At 62.2% G+C, this 14,293-nt stretch carries 13 protein-coding genes; 9 read left to right on the forward strand and 4 right to left on the reverse strand.

The genetic code is table 11. From position 1 onward, the window contains the following. Nucleotides 1-367 precede the first annotated feature (367 nt). From HBA54_RS04560 to HBA54_RS04585, 6 genes are all read left to right on the forward strand, one after another. Nucleotides 368-1,027 carry a peroxiredoxin gene (locus HBA54_RS04560; RefSeq protein WP_167221859.1) on the forward strand — a complete coding sequence of 220 codons (660 nt, stop codon included), beginning with the start codon at nucleotides 368-370 and terminating at the stop codon, nucleotides 1,025-1,027. Next, nucleotides 1,024-1,680 carry a rhodanese-like domain-containing protein gene (locus HBA54_RS04565; RefSeq protein WP_205944416.1) on the forward strand — a complete coding sequence of 219 codons (657 nt, stop codon included), beginning with the start codon at nucleotides 1,024-1,026 and terminating at the stop codon, nucleotides 1,678-1,680. The genes HBA54_RS04560 and HBA54_RS04565 overlap by 4 nt, the downstream gene beginning before the upstream one ends. Nucleotides 1,681-1,713: 33 nt before the next feature. Further along, nucleotides 1,714-2,148, forward strand: coding sequence for a DsrE family protein (locus HBA54_RS04570; protein ID WP_167221861.1), 435 nt, complete (start codon nucleotides 1,714-1,716; stop codon nucleotides 2,146-2,148). Between the two features lie 398 nt (nucleotides 2,149-2,546). After that, on the forward strand, nucleotides 2,547-3,542 hold the full coding sequence (locus HBA54_RS04575; protein ID WP_167222365.1) for an HlyD family secretion protein: 996 nt from the start codon (nucleotides 2,547-2,549) through the stop codon (nucleotides 3,540-3,542). Then, nucleotides 3,539-6,325 (forward strand): ribosome-associated ATPase/putative transporter RbbA, encoded by a 2,787-nt coding sequence (gene rbbA / locus HBA54_RS04580; protein ID WP_322095975.1) that lies wholly within the window; start codon nucleotides 3,539-3,541, stop codon nucleotides 6,323-6,325. Before HBA54_RS04575 ends, rbbA begins: the two co-directional genes overlap by 4 nt. Nucleotides 6,326-6,327: 2 nt before the next feature. Next, entirely contained in the window at nucleotides 6,328-7,449 is a 1,122-nt protein-coding gene (locus tag HBA54_RS04585) for an ABC transporter permease (RefSeq protein ID WP_167221863.1), read from the forward strand. 24 nt (nucleotides 7,450-7,473) lie between these two features. Here the strand turns inward: HBA54_RS04585 and HBA54_RS04590 are convergent, their stop codons facing one another. From HBA54_RS04590 to HBA54_RS04605, 4 genes are read right to left on the reverse strand one after another with little or no spacing between them, the layout of a single operon-like run. Continuing rightward, nucleotides 7,474-8,484 carry a succinylglutamate desuccinylase/aspartoacylase family protein gene (locus HBA54_RS04590; protein WP_167221865.1) on the reverse strand — a complete coding sequence of 337 codons (1,011 nt, stop codon included), beginning with the start codon at nucleotides 8,482-8,484 and terminating at the stop codon, nucleotides 7,474-7,476. Between the two features lie 32 nt (nucleotides 8,485-8,516). Next, on the reverse strand, nucleotides 8,517-9,890 hold the full coding sequence (locus HBA54_RS04595) for an MmgE/PrpD family protein (protein WP_167221867.1): 1,374 nt from the start codon (nucleotides 9,888-9,890) through the stop codon (nucleotides 8,517-8,519). Nucleotides 9,891-9,904: 14 nt separating this feature from the next. Continuing rightward, complete coding sequence (locus tag HBA54_RS04600; RefSeq protein WP_205944417.1) at nucleotides 9,905-11,098, reverse strand: M24 family metallopeptidase; 1,194 nt, start codon at nucleotides 11,096-11,098, stop codon at nucleotides 9,905-9,907. A gap of 1 nt (nucleotide 11,099) precedes the next feature. Then, nucleotides 11,100-11,825, reverse strand: coding sequence for a GntR family transcriptional regulator (locus HBA54_RS04605; protein WP_167221869.1), 726 nt, complete (start codon nucleotides 11,823-11,825; stop codon nucleotides 11,100-11,102). A gap of 231 nt (nucleotides 11,826-12,056) precedes the next feature. On the opposite strand from HBA54_RS04605, the gene ehuB reads away from it, so the two are divergent. The 3 genes from ehuB to ehuD are packed head-to-tail and all read left to right on the forward strand — an operon-like array spanning nucleotide 12,057 to nucleotide 14,283. Next, nucleotides 12,057-12,944: an ectoine/hydroxyectoine ABC transporter substrate-binding protein EhuB gene (gene ehuB / locus HBA54_RS04610; protein ID WP_167221871.1), complete on the forward strand. Its 888-nt coding sequence runs from the start codon at nucleotides 12,057-12,059 to the stop codon at nucleotides 12,942-12,944. A 30-nt stretch (nucleotides 12,945-12,974) separates the two neighbouring features. Then, a complete protein-coding gene (locus tag HBA54_RS04615; protein ID WP_167221874.1) occupies nucleotides 12,975-13,634 on the forward strand; it encodes an amino acid ABC transporter permease in 660 nt (219 codons plus the stop codon). Then, nucleotides 13,624-14,283, forward strand: a complete 660-nt coding sequence (gene ehuD / locus HBA54_RS04620; RefSeq protein WP_167221876.1) for an ectoine/hydroxyectoine ABC transporter permease subunit EhuD — start codon at nucleotides 13,624-13,626, stop codon at nucleotides 14,281-14,283. Before HBA54_RS04615 ends, ehuD begins: the two co-directional genes overlap by 11 nt. The last annotated feature ends 10 nt before the right edge of the window (nucleotides 14,284-14,293 follow it).

A 14,293-nucleotide genomic window follows, 5' to 3' on the forward strand; every position in this document is an offset into this window, starting at 1 on the left:
CGAACCGCCGCGTCGCGGCGGCCGCTCCCTCTTTTCAAGCGTCCGTATTGCCCAATCGCTCCGCGTCGGCGGGCCGGTCAGCAGGGTCGGACAATTTCCATCCCGGTGTCTCAAGGCATCGCGACATGACGACGCAGCGGAACGGTTCTGCATTGGAAGCGGTGGATGTGATGCAGTGTACACATGTGAGACAGCCGGACCTTGATCTAAGTCATGAAATTGATCGTCGGGATGGTACCACCGCATCGCTGATAAAGAACGGTGACCTTGTCACCGATAGTCAGCGCGCCAGGAGGTAGGTTGCGCCCCGTTGGCTGGACGCCCCCCGGCAAGACAGCCGCAGTCAATCCCTGGAAGGACAGCACCGATGGAAACAGAACAGACAGAAATGCGGTCCATGATGCCGCAGTTGAACAAGCCGGCCCCGAATTTCGAGGCGAAGACCACCGCCGGCCCGAGGAAGCTGGAAGACTACAAAGGCCGATGGCTGATCCTCTTCTCGCATCCGGCCGACTTCACGCCGGTCTGTACCACCGAATTCATCGCCTTCGCCAAAGCCCACGACAGGTTTCAGGCCCTTGACTGTGATCTGCTCGGGCTTTCGATCGACAGCAACTTCGCGCATATCGCCTGGGTCCGGAACATCAAGGAAAAGTTCGGTGTCGAGATTTCCTTTCCCATCATCGAGGACCTTTCGATGAAAGTGGCGGCTGCCTACGGCATGATCCAGCCGGGCGCCAGCGATACCTCGGCGGTTCGCGCAACCTTCCTGATCGACCCGGAAGGCAAGCTCCGGGCCATGGTCTACTACCCCATGAGCAACGGCCGTTCGGTCGACGAGTTCCTCCGCCTGCTCGAGGCGCTCCAAACCAGTGACGAGCACGCTGTCGCGACGCCGGAAAACTGGCGCCGGGGGGGAAAAGTGATCGTCCCGCCACCCGCCACCACGGAAGAGGCCGAGAAGCGGGCCGCCCAGGGTTACGACTGCACCGATTGGTATTTCTGCAAAAAGGATCTTGCCGCATGACCGCCGCGATAACACCACGAGGGGCGCAGGGCCGTCAGCGCCGGCAACAGGCGTTGGGAAAGCTCTCCCTCGCGCTGGTCCTGGCCTTCGCCCTGGTCTTGGCCCTGGCGCTGCCGATCTCCGCGACAGCGGCCCCCGAACCGCAGGACCCGAAGAAACAGACCCCCTGGCATCTCTATCTCGACGCCAAGGGTGCCTATGAAATGAAAATGCAGAACGGCGATCAGGTTCTCTTCGTCGACGTGCGCGACCCCATCGAAATCATGTTCACCGGCTTCACCGATGCCGTCGACGTCAATGTGCCGTTTCTCATCGCCAATCGCGGCAAGTGGCACCCCTCCAAGCCGAACTTTGCGATGGAGAAGAACCCGGCCTTCGAGCCACTGATCGCCCGGGCGCTCGCGGACAGGGGTCTGACGAAGGAAACACCGGTGATCCTCATGTGCCGCTCCGGCGGTACGCGCGGCGCCCCCTCCGCCGTGGCGCTTTGGGGCAAGGGATACAAGCAGGTCTATGTCGTGGTCGACGGCTTCGAAGGCAGCACGGTCAAGGAAGGACCCAGAAAGAACTGGCGCCTGAAGGACGGATGGAAGAACGCCGGGTTGCCATGGGGCTACGGCCTCAACAGGGAAAAGATGTACCTCGCCGAATAAACAGAAACTCATCCAGACAAAGGAGAAAACTGAATGAAACGATTGCTCTTGGTTCTCGCAGCGGCGGTGATCACCGCCTTCGGCGCCGGCATGGCGGCCGCCAGCGAAGAGCAGCCAAGCCTTTTTGTCGTAGTCACCTCACCGGAGCCGCAAACCCAGGGCATGGCCATGGTGCTTTCCATCCAGGCCCTCAAGCAAGGCGCAGAAGTACAAATGCTGCTATGCGGCCCGGGGGGCGATATCGCGTTGAAGGACGCCCCGCAAACGGTTCTGAAGCCGCGCGATGTGACACCTCAGGGAATGCTCACGACACTCATCGACATGGGTGTGAAACCACAGGTCTGTGCCATTTATCTGCCCAATGAAGGCAAGTCGCCGGCAGACCTGATCGCCGGCGTCGGGGTCGCCAAGCCGCCGGCGATCGCAGCCGCGCTTCTGGCGGAAGATACAAAACTGTTCACCTTCTGATTTTTCGACAACAGGTATGGGTCCGGGCGCAGAACCTCTCTCGCGCCCGGACTGTCCAACTTTCCTTGGCAGGTTCGGCCTTATTGGCTCAGAATGCGTATCGCTGGGCCAGCAAAGGCTTGATTTAGGTCATACAGCGGGTTGACGGTTTGTGAGACAAGAAACCTTGTGCTTCACGCTGCTCCTCTGTGCTGCGCTTTCATTGTCCGATCTACGAGACGGGACAGGGCCGGAGAGCGCGGTGAGCTACCTGGGGAGCGATCCGTCAGAGCGCTGATGCCGTCTCCTTTCCTTGTGTCCTCGCCTCGGTACTTTCCGAGGCGTGGGGCCGTTTGGCCTGTCGTAACAAAAGATCTTTGACGACTCCGGATCCGGCTGCAGTAGCCCGAAAAGTGATGATGATGAGACTCCGAACCATCCTCGTTGTTTGCGTTCTCGCTGTCGGCGCGGCGGCGGGCGCCTACTACTGGTGGCAGCAGCAGAACAATCAACTGCCGGCACATATCGCGACCGGCAATGGCCGTATCGAAGCTGAAGAAGTTCATGTCGCCGCCAAGTATGCCGGCCGGGTTTCCGAGGTCCTCGCCCGCGAAGGTGATATGGTGGATGCGGGCGACGTTCTGGCGCGTATGGACACAGCTGAACTGGACGCAAGCTTCGCGAGGGCAAAGGCGGATATCGCCCAGGCTCAGGAAGCGGTCGCCGAGGCGCGGGCCCAGATCGCCCAACGCGAGAGTGAGCTCAGTTTTGCCGAACAGGAACTGGGGCGCGCGATTTTTCTCGTCCAGAAGGGCCATGTTTCCAAAGAGCATCTCGAGCGGCGTCAAACAGAGAGAGACACCGCCAGGGCGGTTCTCGACGCCGCCGGCGCCCGCCTGTTCAGCACTCAGCGCGCCGTGGAATCCGCAGCGGCGGAAGCACGGCGGATAGAGGCCCAGATCGACGATTCGGTTCTGAAGGCGCCGCGCGAAGGCCGGATTCAATACCGGCTTGCAGAGCCCGGGGAGGTTCTGGCTGACGGCGGAAAGGTCGTCACGCTGCTGGACCTGAGCGATGTATATATGACGATCTTCCTTCCAACATCCCAGGTCGGACGCGTCTTCGTCGGTTCGCAGGCGCGCATTATTCTGGATGCGGTGCCCGAATTCGTCATTCCGGCAAAGGTTTCCTTCGTCGCCGCCAACGCGCAGTTCACGCCGCGAGAAGTGGAGACCCGCAGCGAACGCGAGAAGCTCATGTTCCGCGTCAAGGTCAAGATCGATCCTGCGCTTCTGCGCGCCCATGTCGAGAAGGTGAAGACCGGCCTGCCGGGCGAGGCATACGTCCTGCTCGGTTCCGATGTCGACTGGCCGGCCCACCTCGGCGTAAGGCTGCCCCCGGCGCCGGGGCAATGACGGCCGGGGCGATGACGGCAGAGCCGGCACCTGCGGTTCGGCTGGAAGCCCTGCGCCATCGTTACGGCGACACTGTGGCCCTCGACCGGGTCGCACTTGACCTGCCGGCGGGCCGGACGGTGGGCTTTATCGGCCCGGACGGCGTCGGCAAATCGACCTTGCTGGCGCTGGTCGCCGGGGCGCGAAAGATACAAAGCGGCGCGGTAACGGCGCTGGGCGGCGACATGGCCGACCCGCGGCACCGACGCCGCGTTTGTCCGCGGATCGCCTATATGCCGCAGGGACTGGGCAAGAACCTCTACATGGATCTGACGGTGTTCGAGAACCTGGAGTTCTTCGGACGCCTGTTCGGCCAGGACCGGAAAGAACGCCACGAACGCATCACGGACCTGCTGAGAAGCACCGGCCTCGATCCCTTCCCCGACAGGCCGGCGGGGAAGCTGTCGGGCGGTATGAAGCAGAAGCTCGGGCTATGCTGCGCGCTGATCCACGATCCGGACCTTCTGATCCTCGACGAGCCGACGACCGGCGTCGACCCGCTGTCGCGCCGTCAGTTCTGGGACCTGATCGACCGCATTCGACGGCAAAGGCCCGACATGGGCGTGCTCGTCGCCACCGCCTATATGGACGAAGCCGAGCGCTTCGATTTCCTGGTCGCCATGAACGACGGCGCGATCCTCGCGACCGGCAGTCCGGCGCAGATCAAGGCCAGGGTGGGCGCAGAAACCCTTGAAGAGGCCTTTATTGCGCTCTTGCCGGAGGATGAGCGGCGCGGACATCGGAATCTGACGATCCAGCCAAGCCGGGATCACGGCGGGCCCCCCGCCATCGTTGCCGAAGGATTGACGCGCCGCTTCGGCGACTTCACGGCCGTCGACCGGGTCAGCTTCGAGATCGAAAGGGGGGAGATCTTCGGCTTCCTGGGCTCCAACGGCTGCGGCAAAACCACGACCATGAAAGTCCTGACCGGATTGCTGCCGGCCTCCGAGGGCAAGGCCTGGCTTTTCGGCGAGGAAACCAAGGCCCACGACCTCGAAACCCGCAAGCGGGTCGGGTATATGTCCCAGGCCTTCTCGCTCTATGCCGAACTCACCGTACAGCAAAATCTTGATCTACACGCCAGACTGTTCCACCTGCCGCGCCAGAGCATCCCCGGGCGGATCGAAGAACTGCTCGAACGCTTCGGACTCACCGTCTATGCCGAGGTCCTGGCGGCAACCTTGCCCCTGGGCGTTCGCCAGCGCCTGTCCCTTGCGGTGGCCACTATTCACGAGCCGGAGATGCTTATCCTGGACGAGCCGACCTCCGGGGTCGATCCGATTGCCCGCGACAGCTTCTGGGAACTTCTGATCGACCTGTCGCGCAATCAGGGCGTTACGATCTTCATCTCGACCCATTTCATGAACGAGGCGATGCGCTGCGACCGGATCTCGCTGATGCATGCCGGGCAGGTGCTGGCCAGCGATACACCTGCAGCGCTGGTGAGACAGTGCGGCGCGGAAACGCTGGAAGAAGCTTTTATCGCCTACCTCCAAAAGGCAACCGGGCAAGAGGCAAGTGGGCAACAGACAAACGGTCGGACCGCCGCCGATGCCAAACACCGCCCCGCGGTGCCGCCGTCCCGGACCCACAACCCATCGCAGAGCACCACGCAATGGTTCAGTTCGCGCCGACTTCTCGCCTACAGCCTTCGGGAATCCATGGAGCTGCTGCGCGATCCGATCCGATTGACCGTCGCGCTGCTTGGGACCGCCTTCCTCATGCTCGTCTTTGGGTACGGTATCAGCTTCGACGTCGAAGACCTGACCTACGCCGTGCTTGACCGCGACCGGACGCCCGAGAGCCGCAGCTATCTCGAGGGGCTTGCCGGCTCCCGATATTTCTTGGAGCAACCGGCGCTCGCGACTCACCGCGAAATGGATCATCGTCTCAAAAGCGGCGAGATCGCACTGGCGATCGAGATACCGCCCGGCTTCGGCAAGGACCTGCTGCAAGGCCGAACGCCGGAGGTCGCCGCCTGGATCGACGGTTCCATGCCCTTCGCGGCAGAGACGACACGCGGATACCTGGAAGGCCTGCATCAACACTATCTGATAGAGCTTTCGCGGCGAAACCATGGCGAAGACCCGGTCTTTCTGCCGGCAGAGATCGAGTCCCGCTACCGCTATAACCAGGACTTCAAGAGCCTCTTTGCCATGGTGCCCACGGTCATCGCCCTGATGCTGGTCTTCATCCCGGCGATCCTGATGGCCCTGGGCGTGGTGCGGGAGAAGGAACTGGGATCGATCACCAACCTCTATGTGACGCCGGTCAGTCGGCTGGAGTTCCTGTTCGGCAAGCAACTTCCCTACATCGCCCTGGGGATGATCAACTTCTTCCTGATGTGCGCGCTGGCGGTCTTTCTGTTCGGCGTTCCGGTGAGCGGCAGTTTCCTCGCGCTAAGCTTCGGCGCCCTCCTCTACGTGACGGCGACGACCGGGCTCGGCCTGTTCATCTCCTCCTTCACCAAGACCCAGATCGCCGCTCTGTTCGCCACGGCCATCGCAACCACGGTGCCGGCGGTCATGTTCTCCGGCATGATGCAGCCGGTCGCCTCACTCGACGGCAGTGCAGCCGTCATCGGGCAAGGCTTTCCGACCGGTTACTTCATGACCATCAGCGTCGGGACCTTCACCAAGGCGCTCGGTTTTGCCGATCTCTATCGAGATTTCCTGGCCCTGGCCGCGTTCATACCCATCCTGACGATCCTCAGCATGCTGTTGCTGAACAAACAGGAGCGCTGACCATGCGGCGTCTCGAGAACATCTACCGCCTCGGCGTCAAAGAGCTGTTCAGCCTGCGGCGCGATACAGTACTGCTTGCGCTCATCGTCTGGGCCTTCTCCTTCGCCGTCTACACCGCCGCCACCGGGATGTCCCATGAGCTGAAAAACGGCGCCATCGCCATCGTCGACGAAGATCGCTCCCAACTCTCGGCGCGCTTTCGCGAGGCTTTCCTGCCGCCCTACTTCAAGGAACCGAAGTTGATTTCCTTCAGGGAAATCGATCCCGGCATGGATTCCGGACGCTACACCTTCGTGCTGGTGATCCCCCACGGCTTCCAGGCCGATGTCCTGGCCGGGCGCCGGCCGGCGCTGCAGGTCAACATCGACGCCACGGCCATGATGCAGGCGGGCATCGGCGACGGCTATATCACCAATATCCTGGCGCAGGAGATCAACACCTTCCTGGGAACCCCTACGACGGCTTATCCCGTTGAACTGAAGGCGCGCTACGCCTTCAATCCGAACATAACCAGCGCCTGGTTCACCAGTGTCACGGAGATCATCAACAACGTCACCATGCTGGCCATCGTTCTGACCGGCGCCGCCTTAATCCGGGAGCGCGAGCACGGCACCATCGAACACCTGCTGGTCATGCCGCTGACCCCGATCGAAATCATGGTGGCCAAGGTCTGGGCAAACGGCCTGGTCATTCTCTTCGCTTCCGGCCTGTCGCTATGGCTGGTGGTCGAAACACTGCTGCAGGTGCCGATCGCCGGTTCAAAAGCGCTCTTTCTCGCCGGAACGGGGCTCTATCTGTTCTTCGCCACGGCACTGGGCATCTTTCTCGCCACCATCGCGCGTTCGATGCCCCAGTTTGGCCTCTTGTTCATGATGGTCTTCCTGCCGATGAACCTGCTGTCCGGCGGCGAGACGCCGATCGAAAGCCAGCCGGCGCTGCTGCAGGCGATCATGCAGGCCGTGCCCTCGACCCATTTCGTCAGCTTTGCGCAGGCTATTCTCTACCGCGGCGCCGGCATCGATATCGTCTGGCCGCAGTTTGCCCTCGTGACGGTGATCGGCAGCCTGTTCTTTGCCTTCGCAGCCGCCCGCTTCAGAAGAAGCATCGCGGTCATGCGGTCCTGACGGCTTGCAGGCCGCCGGTCCTTTCTAGTCTACAGCGTCCGACAAAAGGTGGAACAGGCAGTCGCCGTGCTGGGCTATCGATGGAACGCGGCGACAGGCGACCAGGCCGGCGGCGTCGAACGGCACCGTCACCGGCTCTTTCAAGGGTGCGTTCGGGAAGTGCAGCCGCCCGGCAGTCTGCCCGGGTACGACCGTATCCCCCAGGGCAACCAGCGGCTCGAACAGGCCGTCTTCGGGGGCATAGACGAAGTAGTGCGGCCCCGCCACCTCCATGAACCGGGTTTCCGGCCCCGGCGGCAGATCCCCGGCTATCAGGATTCCCTGTTGGACCAACAGTCTCTGAAGTCCCTCCTCCGCCAGCCGCAGGCCGTCCCGGGAGATCGTTTCACCGCCGCCAAGCTCTGTCATGATGGTCGGCACGTCATAACGCTCGGCAGCAGCGGCCAGCGTCGTCGGGCCGCCGCCGCCCTTGCCGCTGGTGATGTAGCTGATCGGCGCAGCGAAGGCTCTCAAAGCATCTTTCAGCACGCGATTCTCGGCCGGGGTTCGGCCGGGCCGCATGAGGGCGCAGGGGAGAAATTCCAGAGAGCGGCCGCCGGAGTGGAGATCCACTGCAATGTCGACGGTCGGGAACAGCACTTCGTCAACGTAGTGTGCCAGCATCGCCGTCGGCTGCCCGTAGGGATCGCCGGGGAATGATCGGTTAAGGTTGCCGCCGTCGACCGGCGAGTTGCGCGTTCCTGCGGCAGCCGCCGGCGCATTGAGTGCTGGAAGAACGATGATCCGGCCCCGGACATCCCCCGGCCCAAGCCTGCGGGCAAGATTTAGAAGCGCGACCTGACCCTCGTATTCGTCTCCATGATTGCCGGCAACCAGCAGGGCCGTCGGGCCTTCGCCGTTCTTGATGCAGACAATCGGGACCGGCAGCCATCCATAGGCGGAGAGATTGGAGGAATACGGCAGGCGCAGACAGTCGGCCTGTTTGCCGTCCTTCGAAAGATCGATCTTCGACCAGACTCTGGTTTCGCTTAGCATCGATGTGAACCGCTAGTCTTTTCGAAAGAAAATCATGTGAGGACGGAGGGTTCCGGTCCGGCATCGACAGGCAGGCCCGTGGGTTGCGAAAGCACGCAAAGCAGGCTGCGTGCATCACCGCCCTTCAGCGCGGAGACAACTGTAATCAGACGATCCACAGCCTCGTCATCGAGGACACCCTTGCCAAGATCGCGCAGCTTCCGGGCGACCGAAGGCCTGTCCATCGGGTTCGCCGGGTCCCCCCAGGGATGCATCACGGTCTTGCTTTGCTTTTCGCCGGCGGAGAACAGGCTGACCCGCGCCGGAGTCTGCTTCGGGAAAGCCCCGGCAAAGTCGTCGGCATAGATGACTTCGATACGCCGCGAGAGGGCCAACACCTCCTGGTCCCGCAGACTTGGCTCAGCCAGGGGCCGCAAGACGGAAGGTCCGCGCAGCGCCGCCAGAGCGATCGTGAACGGCAGGCTGAATTGAGCGCCTTCGAGTGTTTGCGGCGCGGTCTCGTTGGCAATTTTCCGCGCCTCGGGGAAGATCTCCACAACAAGACGCTCGATCGACGAACCGGCAAGCGCCCGCCCCTGGGTGAGGGCGAAAACCGCATCCAGGGCAGGGTGGGTGTAACGGCAGCACGCATAGGGCTTCAGGTAGGTTTCCTTGATGAACCAGCGCGTAGCCAATTCATCGGTAATCGCCGGAACATCGTAAACCTGTGCCCGGTCGAGCATGTCGACCGGCCCCGTCGCGCCGCGTTCGGCGCGCGCCACCGCGGCGATGGCCGTTACGGTCGACCAGGGGTTGCTGCCCTTTACCGAACTGACCGTCCGGGAATCCCCCTGCGGCAGGTTCTGCGGCGCTTCGGCACCGGCAATCGCCATGGCCTGCGCAACCAAATCGGCCGGCAGCCGGCGCAGCGATCCTATCGCCGCCGCTACGCCATAACCGGTCCAGCGGCCACTGGCGTAGCTTATGGCCGCAGCCTGCCGTCTGGCGGAGGCAATCCGAAGTGCCACATCGTAGCCGACGGCGACCGCCGTCAGAATTTCCAGCCCACCTGCCCCGCTCTGCCGCGCCTCGGCCAGAACCGCCGGAACGATGGCTGCCCCCGGATGCCCGGAAGCGCCGCGATGACCGTCATCAACATCCAGGGCGCTGGCCGCTGCGCAGTTCGCAAAGACGGCACCGGGCTTGCGCAGCCTTACCGGCGCAAACCAGACAGGGGAATCACCCTCTCCAAAAACCTCTTGCGCCGCATCGCGGGAGACCGCGGCGTTCCTGGTTCCAACGCCGCCAAGCGCCGCGGCAATGGTATCCAGAACGGCCAGCTCGGCCGCGGAAAGGGCGGATTGCGGAAGCGCGCCCCGGCCACCTCCAGAGGCAAAGTCAGCGAGTTCTTCGAGAGTGTTCCCCATCCGCTCAGTCTGCCTCACACAGGATGCGCATCGACGACCGGAATCTGCGCCGGCGCCAGTTCGCTGAGAAACTCGATGCCGCTGTCCGTTACGTAAACGATTTCTTCGAACTGAAAGACCCCGCCGCCGCGCTCAAGCTTGGGTTCGATGTGAAGGATCATTCCCGCCTTGATCACCTCCGGATTGCCGCGCGAGATCGAGGGCGGCTCGGTCACCCCCAAGCCGCCGCCGTGACCGATACGCGACAGCAAGCCATAAGGCGCCCCAAGGCCGGCGCCCGCCCATAGCCGTTCGTAGGATGCAAAGACCTCCCCACAAGTCATGCCGGCGCGGATGCCGCTTGCGACCGCCACCGTGATTTCCCGGGTTTTGCCGTAGAGCTCACATTCCCATGGTTCCGGCACGCCAGCCCGTGCGATCCGGTTCCGGTCCGCTGGATAGCCGCCATAGGTCGAGCGGAAATCCGTCCAGATGTAGTCGCCGGCCGCCAGGGCTTTTGGGCCCGGCGGTCGGTTGTAGATGAAATCGCCCCGGCCGAAAGCCATCGCGATGGGGTCGGCCCGCTCGGCACCCGCCATGAAGATCCGGGCCTGCATGCGCTGGTACAGCGCAAATTCGGTCATGCCGAGATGCGCCTCTCCGATGACGGCGTCGAATGCGCTGTTGACGATCTGAAAGGCCGTGCGCTTCAGCCCGGCCTCGTATTCCGACTTCACCACCCGGACCCGCCAGATCAGGTCCGAGGCGCTGCCGAGGGACGCGCCATCCGCCCGTGACCTCAGGCCGTCAATGAGTTCGAGGGAACCGCGCCCGAACATGTCCTGGCCGTAGTCGATGGCCGTTGCCGCCCGGCCGGTTCGGTCTCTGGCCGATATCTCCCGCAACACGGTATCGACGGCCTCTGAGAGGTAGCCGTCGTAATAGGCCGGCACAAAACCGCGCTCGCAACTCTCGATGTTTCGGGAATCGGTTCTGCTCGCGACGAGAAGGAGGTCGTCCTGGCCGATGACGACGAAAAGCGGCCGCGCGTTATAGGCCCAGGTCAGCGTTTGATAGTCGGTGACGTAGAGAATGTTCTCCCTGTCTGTCAGAGCAACAAAGGCTATGCCCTCACGGCGCATTTCACCGCGGATCGCAGCCAGACGGGCCGCAAGCTCGCCGGGCGGCACCGGCGAAGGCCGGGCGCAGGAGAGGATCGCCTCCGACACTTCAATCGGCCGGGGGCAGATCAAAGGTGCAGGCCAAACGGTCGAAGGGAGATTCCGCACAGCCGAAGACTTTCAGGGACGGATCGCTGGTCTTGAATTCATAGGCGCGGCGAAGCGCCGGATATCCGTTCGGAACAGCGAAGTGCTGCTGCACCTCCGGCGATGCGGGCGCGGCATCGATCATCAGCCGGGTCGCCGTAACTGGCGAATCGTTGTCGGCCAGGGCCTGGTAAATGAATTTCGTTCCGAACTCATCGACGACGGAATCGCTGAGCGGCTTGGTGATGAAAGCGGTATCGAACATGATCGGTATGTCATCGGCGAGAACCAGTTTGCGCACGCAAAGCATAGGCTCCGAGGGAATCGAAAGCACATCGAAGGACAGATCCTTCATCTTCTCCCGGGTGATGGAGATAAGCTGGATCGATGGTGTGAACCCCAGGCGCCGGGCATCGTCCATCGAGGTCAGCGAGAGATCGAGGTTGCGGATAAAGCGGCGCTGCTCACGAACGAATGTGCCCAAGCCGGGAACCGATCTTAGAATGCCGGCCGACTGAAGGTCCCGCAGCGCGCGTTTGGTCGTGATCAGGCTGACATTGAACTCTTCGGCCAGAGACGCAGCCGAGGGAAGCGGCACCTCCGGATCGAACTCGCCGGACTGCACCCGGCGGGCGATCTCCTCCCGCACGGCCTCATGTAACGCATTGCCTGATTTTCTGGCGCGCATGTTCGTTTTCTCTTCCCCGTTCCTGAGCCTGAGGTCCCAGCTTACACTCTCGACCGCCGCAACCCGCTCGGCTGCTCTTGCCGATCCACGGCCTACCGCAGCGCAGGCTGTCCGTTCTTCATCCTGCGGCTTCACGATCAATCATCTTATTGACATACTAGGTATACCTAGCATACCGTCTGGTTGTCAAGGGCACTGGTGTTATCGATGCCCGAAATACAGGAGGCAGAAATGGCTTTGAAAAACAAAGCTCTCGGAAAGAATACCCTCAAGCTCGCCTGCGGCTTGGCGGTCGCTTTCAGCCTGGCATCGCCGGCATCCGCCGAAACAACGCGCGAGCGGGTCCTGAGTGAAAAAACGATCGTGATCGGCGTGCACAACAAGGCCCCCTGGGGCTATCGTGACCAGAATGGCAATCCGGCCGGCTTTCATCCCGATCTGGTCCGCGCCATCTTCGAACCGCTGGGGGTGACGAAGGTCGAACTCGTTATCGCGGATTTCGGCGCCCTGATCCCGGGGTTGGTTGCCAGCCGCTTCGATGCCATCGCATCGGGCTTGTACATCACGCCGAAGCGCTGCGAACTCGTGGCCTTCAGCAATCCGGACCTGCGGCTTGCCGACGCGGCCCTGGTGGCCGCGGGAAACCCGAAGGGCATCAAGAGCTACAGCGATATCGCAGCGAATGAAGACCTGAAGTTCGGCGCAACCCGCGGCAGCGTGCAAGGCAAGAATGCCGCAGCGGCAGGCATACCGGAAAGCCAGATGTTGTTGTTCCAGAATACAGAGTCGACCATCGCGGCGCTGACATCGGGCCGCGTCGATGCCATTGCCTTCTCCGCCGCCACAGCCTCCAAGGTCGTCAGCGACCCGAATATCGACGGTATCGAACGGGCCTCGCCTTTCACCGGCCTCATTCTCGGAAACGGAAAGGAGAAGGTCGGCCATTCGGCGGTGGCCTTTCGCCAGAACGACGAGGACCTGAGGGACTTGTACAACGAGCGCCTTGCCGAGTTGCGGGCCGACGGCACGTTTGATCTGATCATGGAAAAGAACGGGTTTTCAAAGATGGAAAAAGCGCCCGATATCAGTTTCAGCCAGCTCTGCAGCGGCGAACTGTGATAGCGCCTCGCGCCCGCAGACCCCTGTCTCATGAGCTTTCCTGAAATACTGGTCGGAATTTTCGAAGGGTTCCGTATAACAGCCGCCGTCGTCTTCTACGGCCTTCTGTTTGCGGTTCCCTTCGCCCTTGTTTTCGGCATCCTGCAGCACTTTACGCGGGGCATCCTCCGTTTTCTGGTGACCGCCGTCATCGAGTTCTGGCGTAGTTCCCCGGTCATCATCCTGCTGTTCGTCTTTTACTACGCGCTACCGATCTTCGGCGTCGTGATGTCGGCCATGACCGTCAGCGCATTGGTCCTCGGCCTGAACATCGGCGGATACGGCAGCCAGGCCGTAAGGGCCGCGCTGCAGGCGCTCGATCCCGGCCAAGTGGAAGCCGGCCTGGCGCTCGGGCTGCGGCGCAGCCGCATTCTCCTGCTGATTGAACTTCCCCAGGCCATCGCCATGATGATGCCGACCCTCATGAACCTGGTCATACAGCTCGTCAAGGGAACCGCTCTCGTCTCGCTTGTCACCCTCGGGGACATGACGTTCCGGGCAAAAGAGATCGCCCAGATCGAATACAACCCGGTCGGCATCTATTCCGGCCTGCTGCTGGCATACTTCATCGTCTGCTATCCGGTGACCGTGATCGGAAGATGGCTTGAGCGCCGCGTCGGCGTCGGGGAAGGGCAGGCACATGGACTTTAATCACGCCTTTGCCATAGAGATCGTACCCACGATCCTGCAAGCGCTTCACACCACCCTGCTTGTCGCGGTCCTCAGCAGCATCGGCGCCGCAGCAATCGGTTTCACGCTGGAGGTGACCCGCCGGTCCGGGCGCCTGGCCGGCTATGCAATGCGCTTTGTCATCGACTTCATCCGCTCGACGCCGGTCCTGGCCCAGCTGTATTTCCTGTTCTTCGTACTGCCGTTTTACGGGATCACGCTGCCGGCCATGGTCGTCGGCGTACTGGGCTTGAGCATCTACTACAGCGGCTACCTCGCTGAGGTGTTCAAGGCGGGGATAGACGCCATCCACAGGGGTCAGTGGGATGCCGCCAAGGCACTTGGCCTCAGCGGCTTCGACACCATCATCTTCGTGATCGCGCCGCAGATGTTGCGGAACATCGCGGCACCGATGGGCAACTACTTCGTCTCCGTCCTGAAGGCGACACCCTACCTCGCCGTTATTGCGGTGCCGGAAATGCTGGGCAGCGGTTTCGATATCGCTTCCGATACCTTCAGATATGCCGAACCGCTGGTTGTCGTGGGGATCATCTTTCTCTTCCTCGCGATTTCGATAGCCCAGCTCGTCAGGCTGCTGGAGACGCGCCTGAACGCCGCACACAACCGGTGAATTCAATCGG

It is taken from the genome of Pelagibius litoralis, from assembly GCF_011683915.1.
GTDB classification, from domain to species: domain Bacteria; phylum Pseudomonadota; class Alphaproteobacteria; order Kiloniellales; family Kiloniellaceae; genus Pelagibius; species Pelagibius litoralis.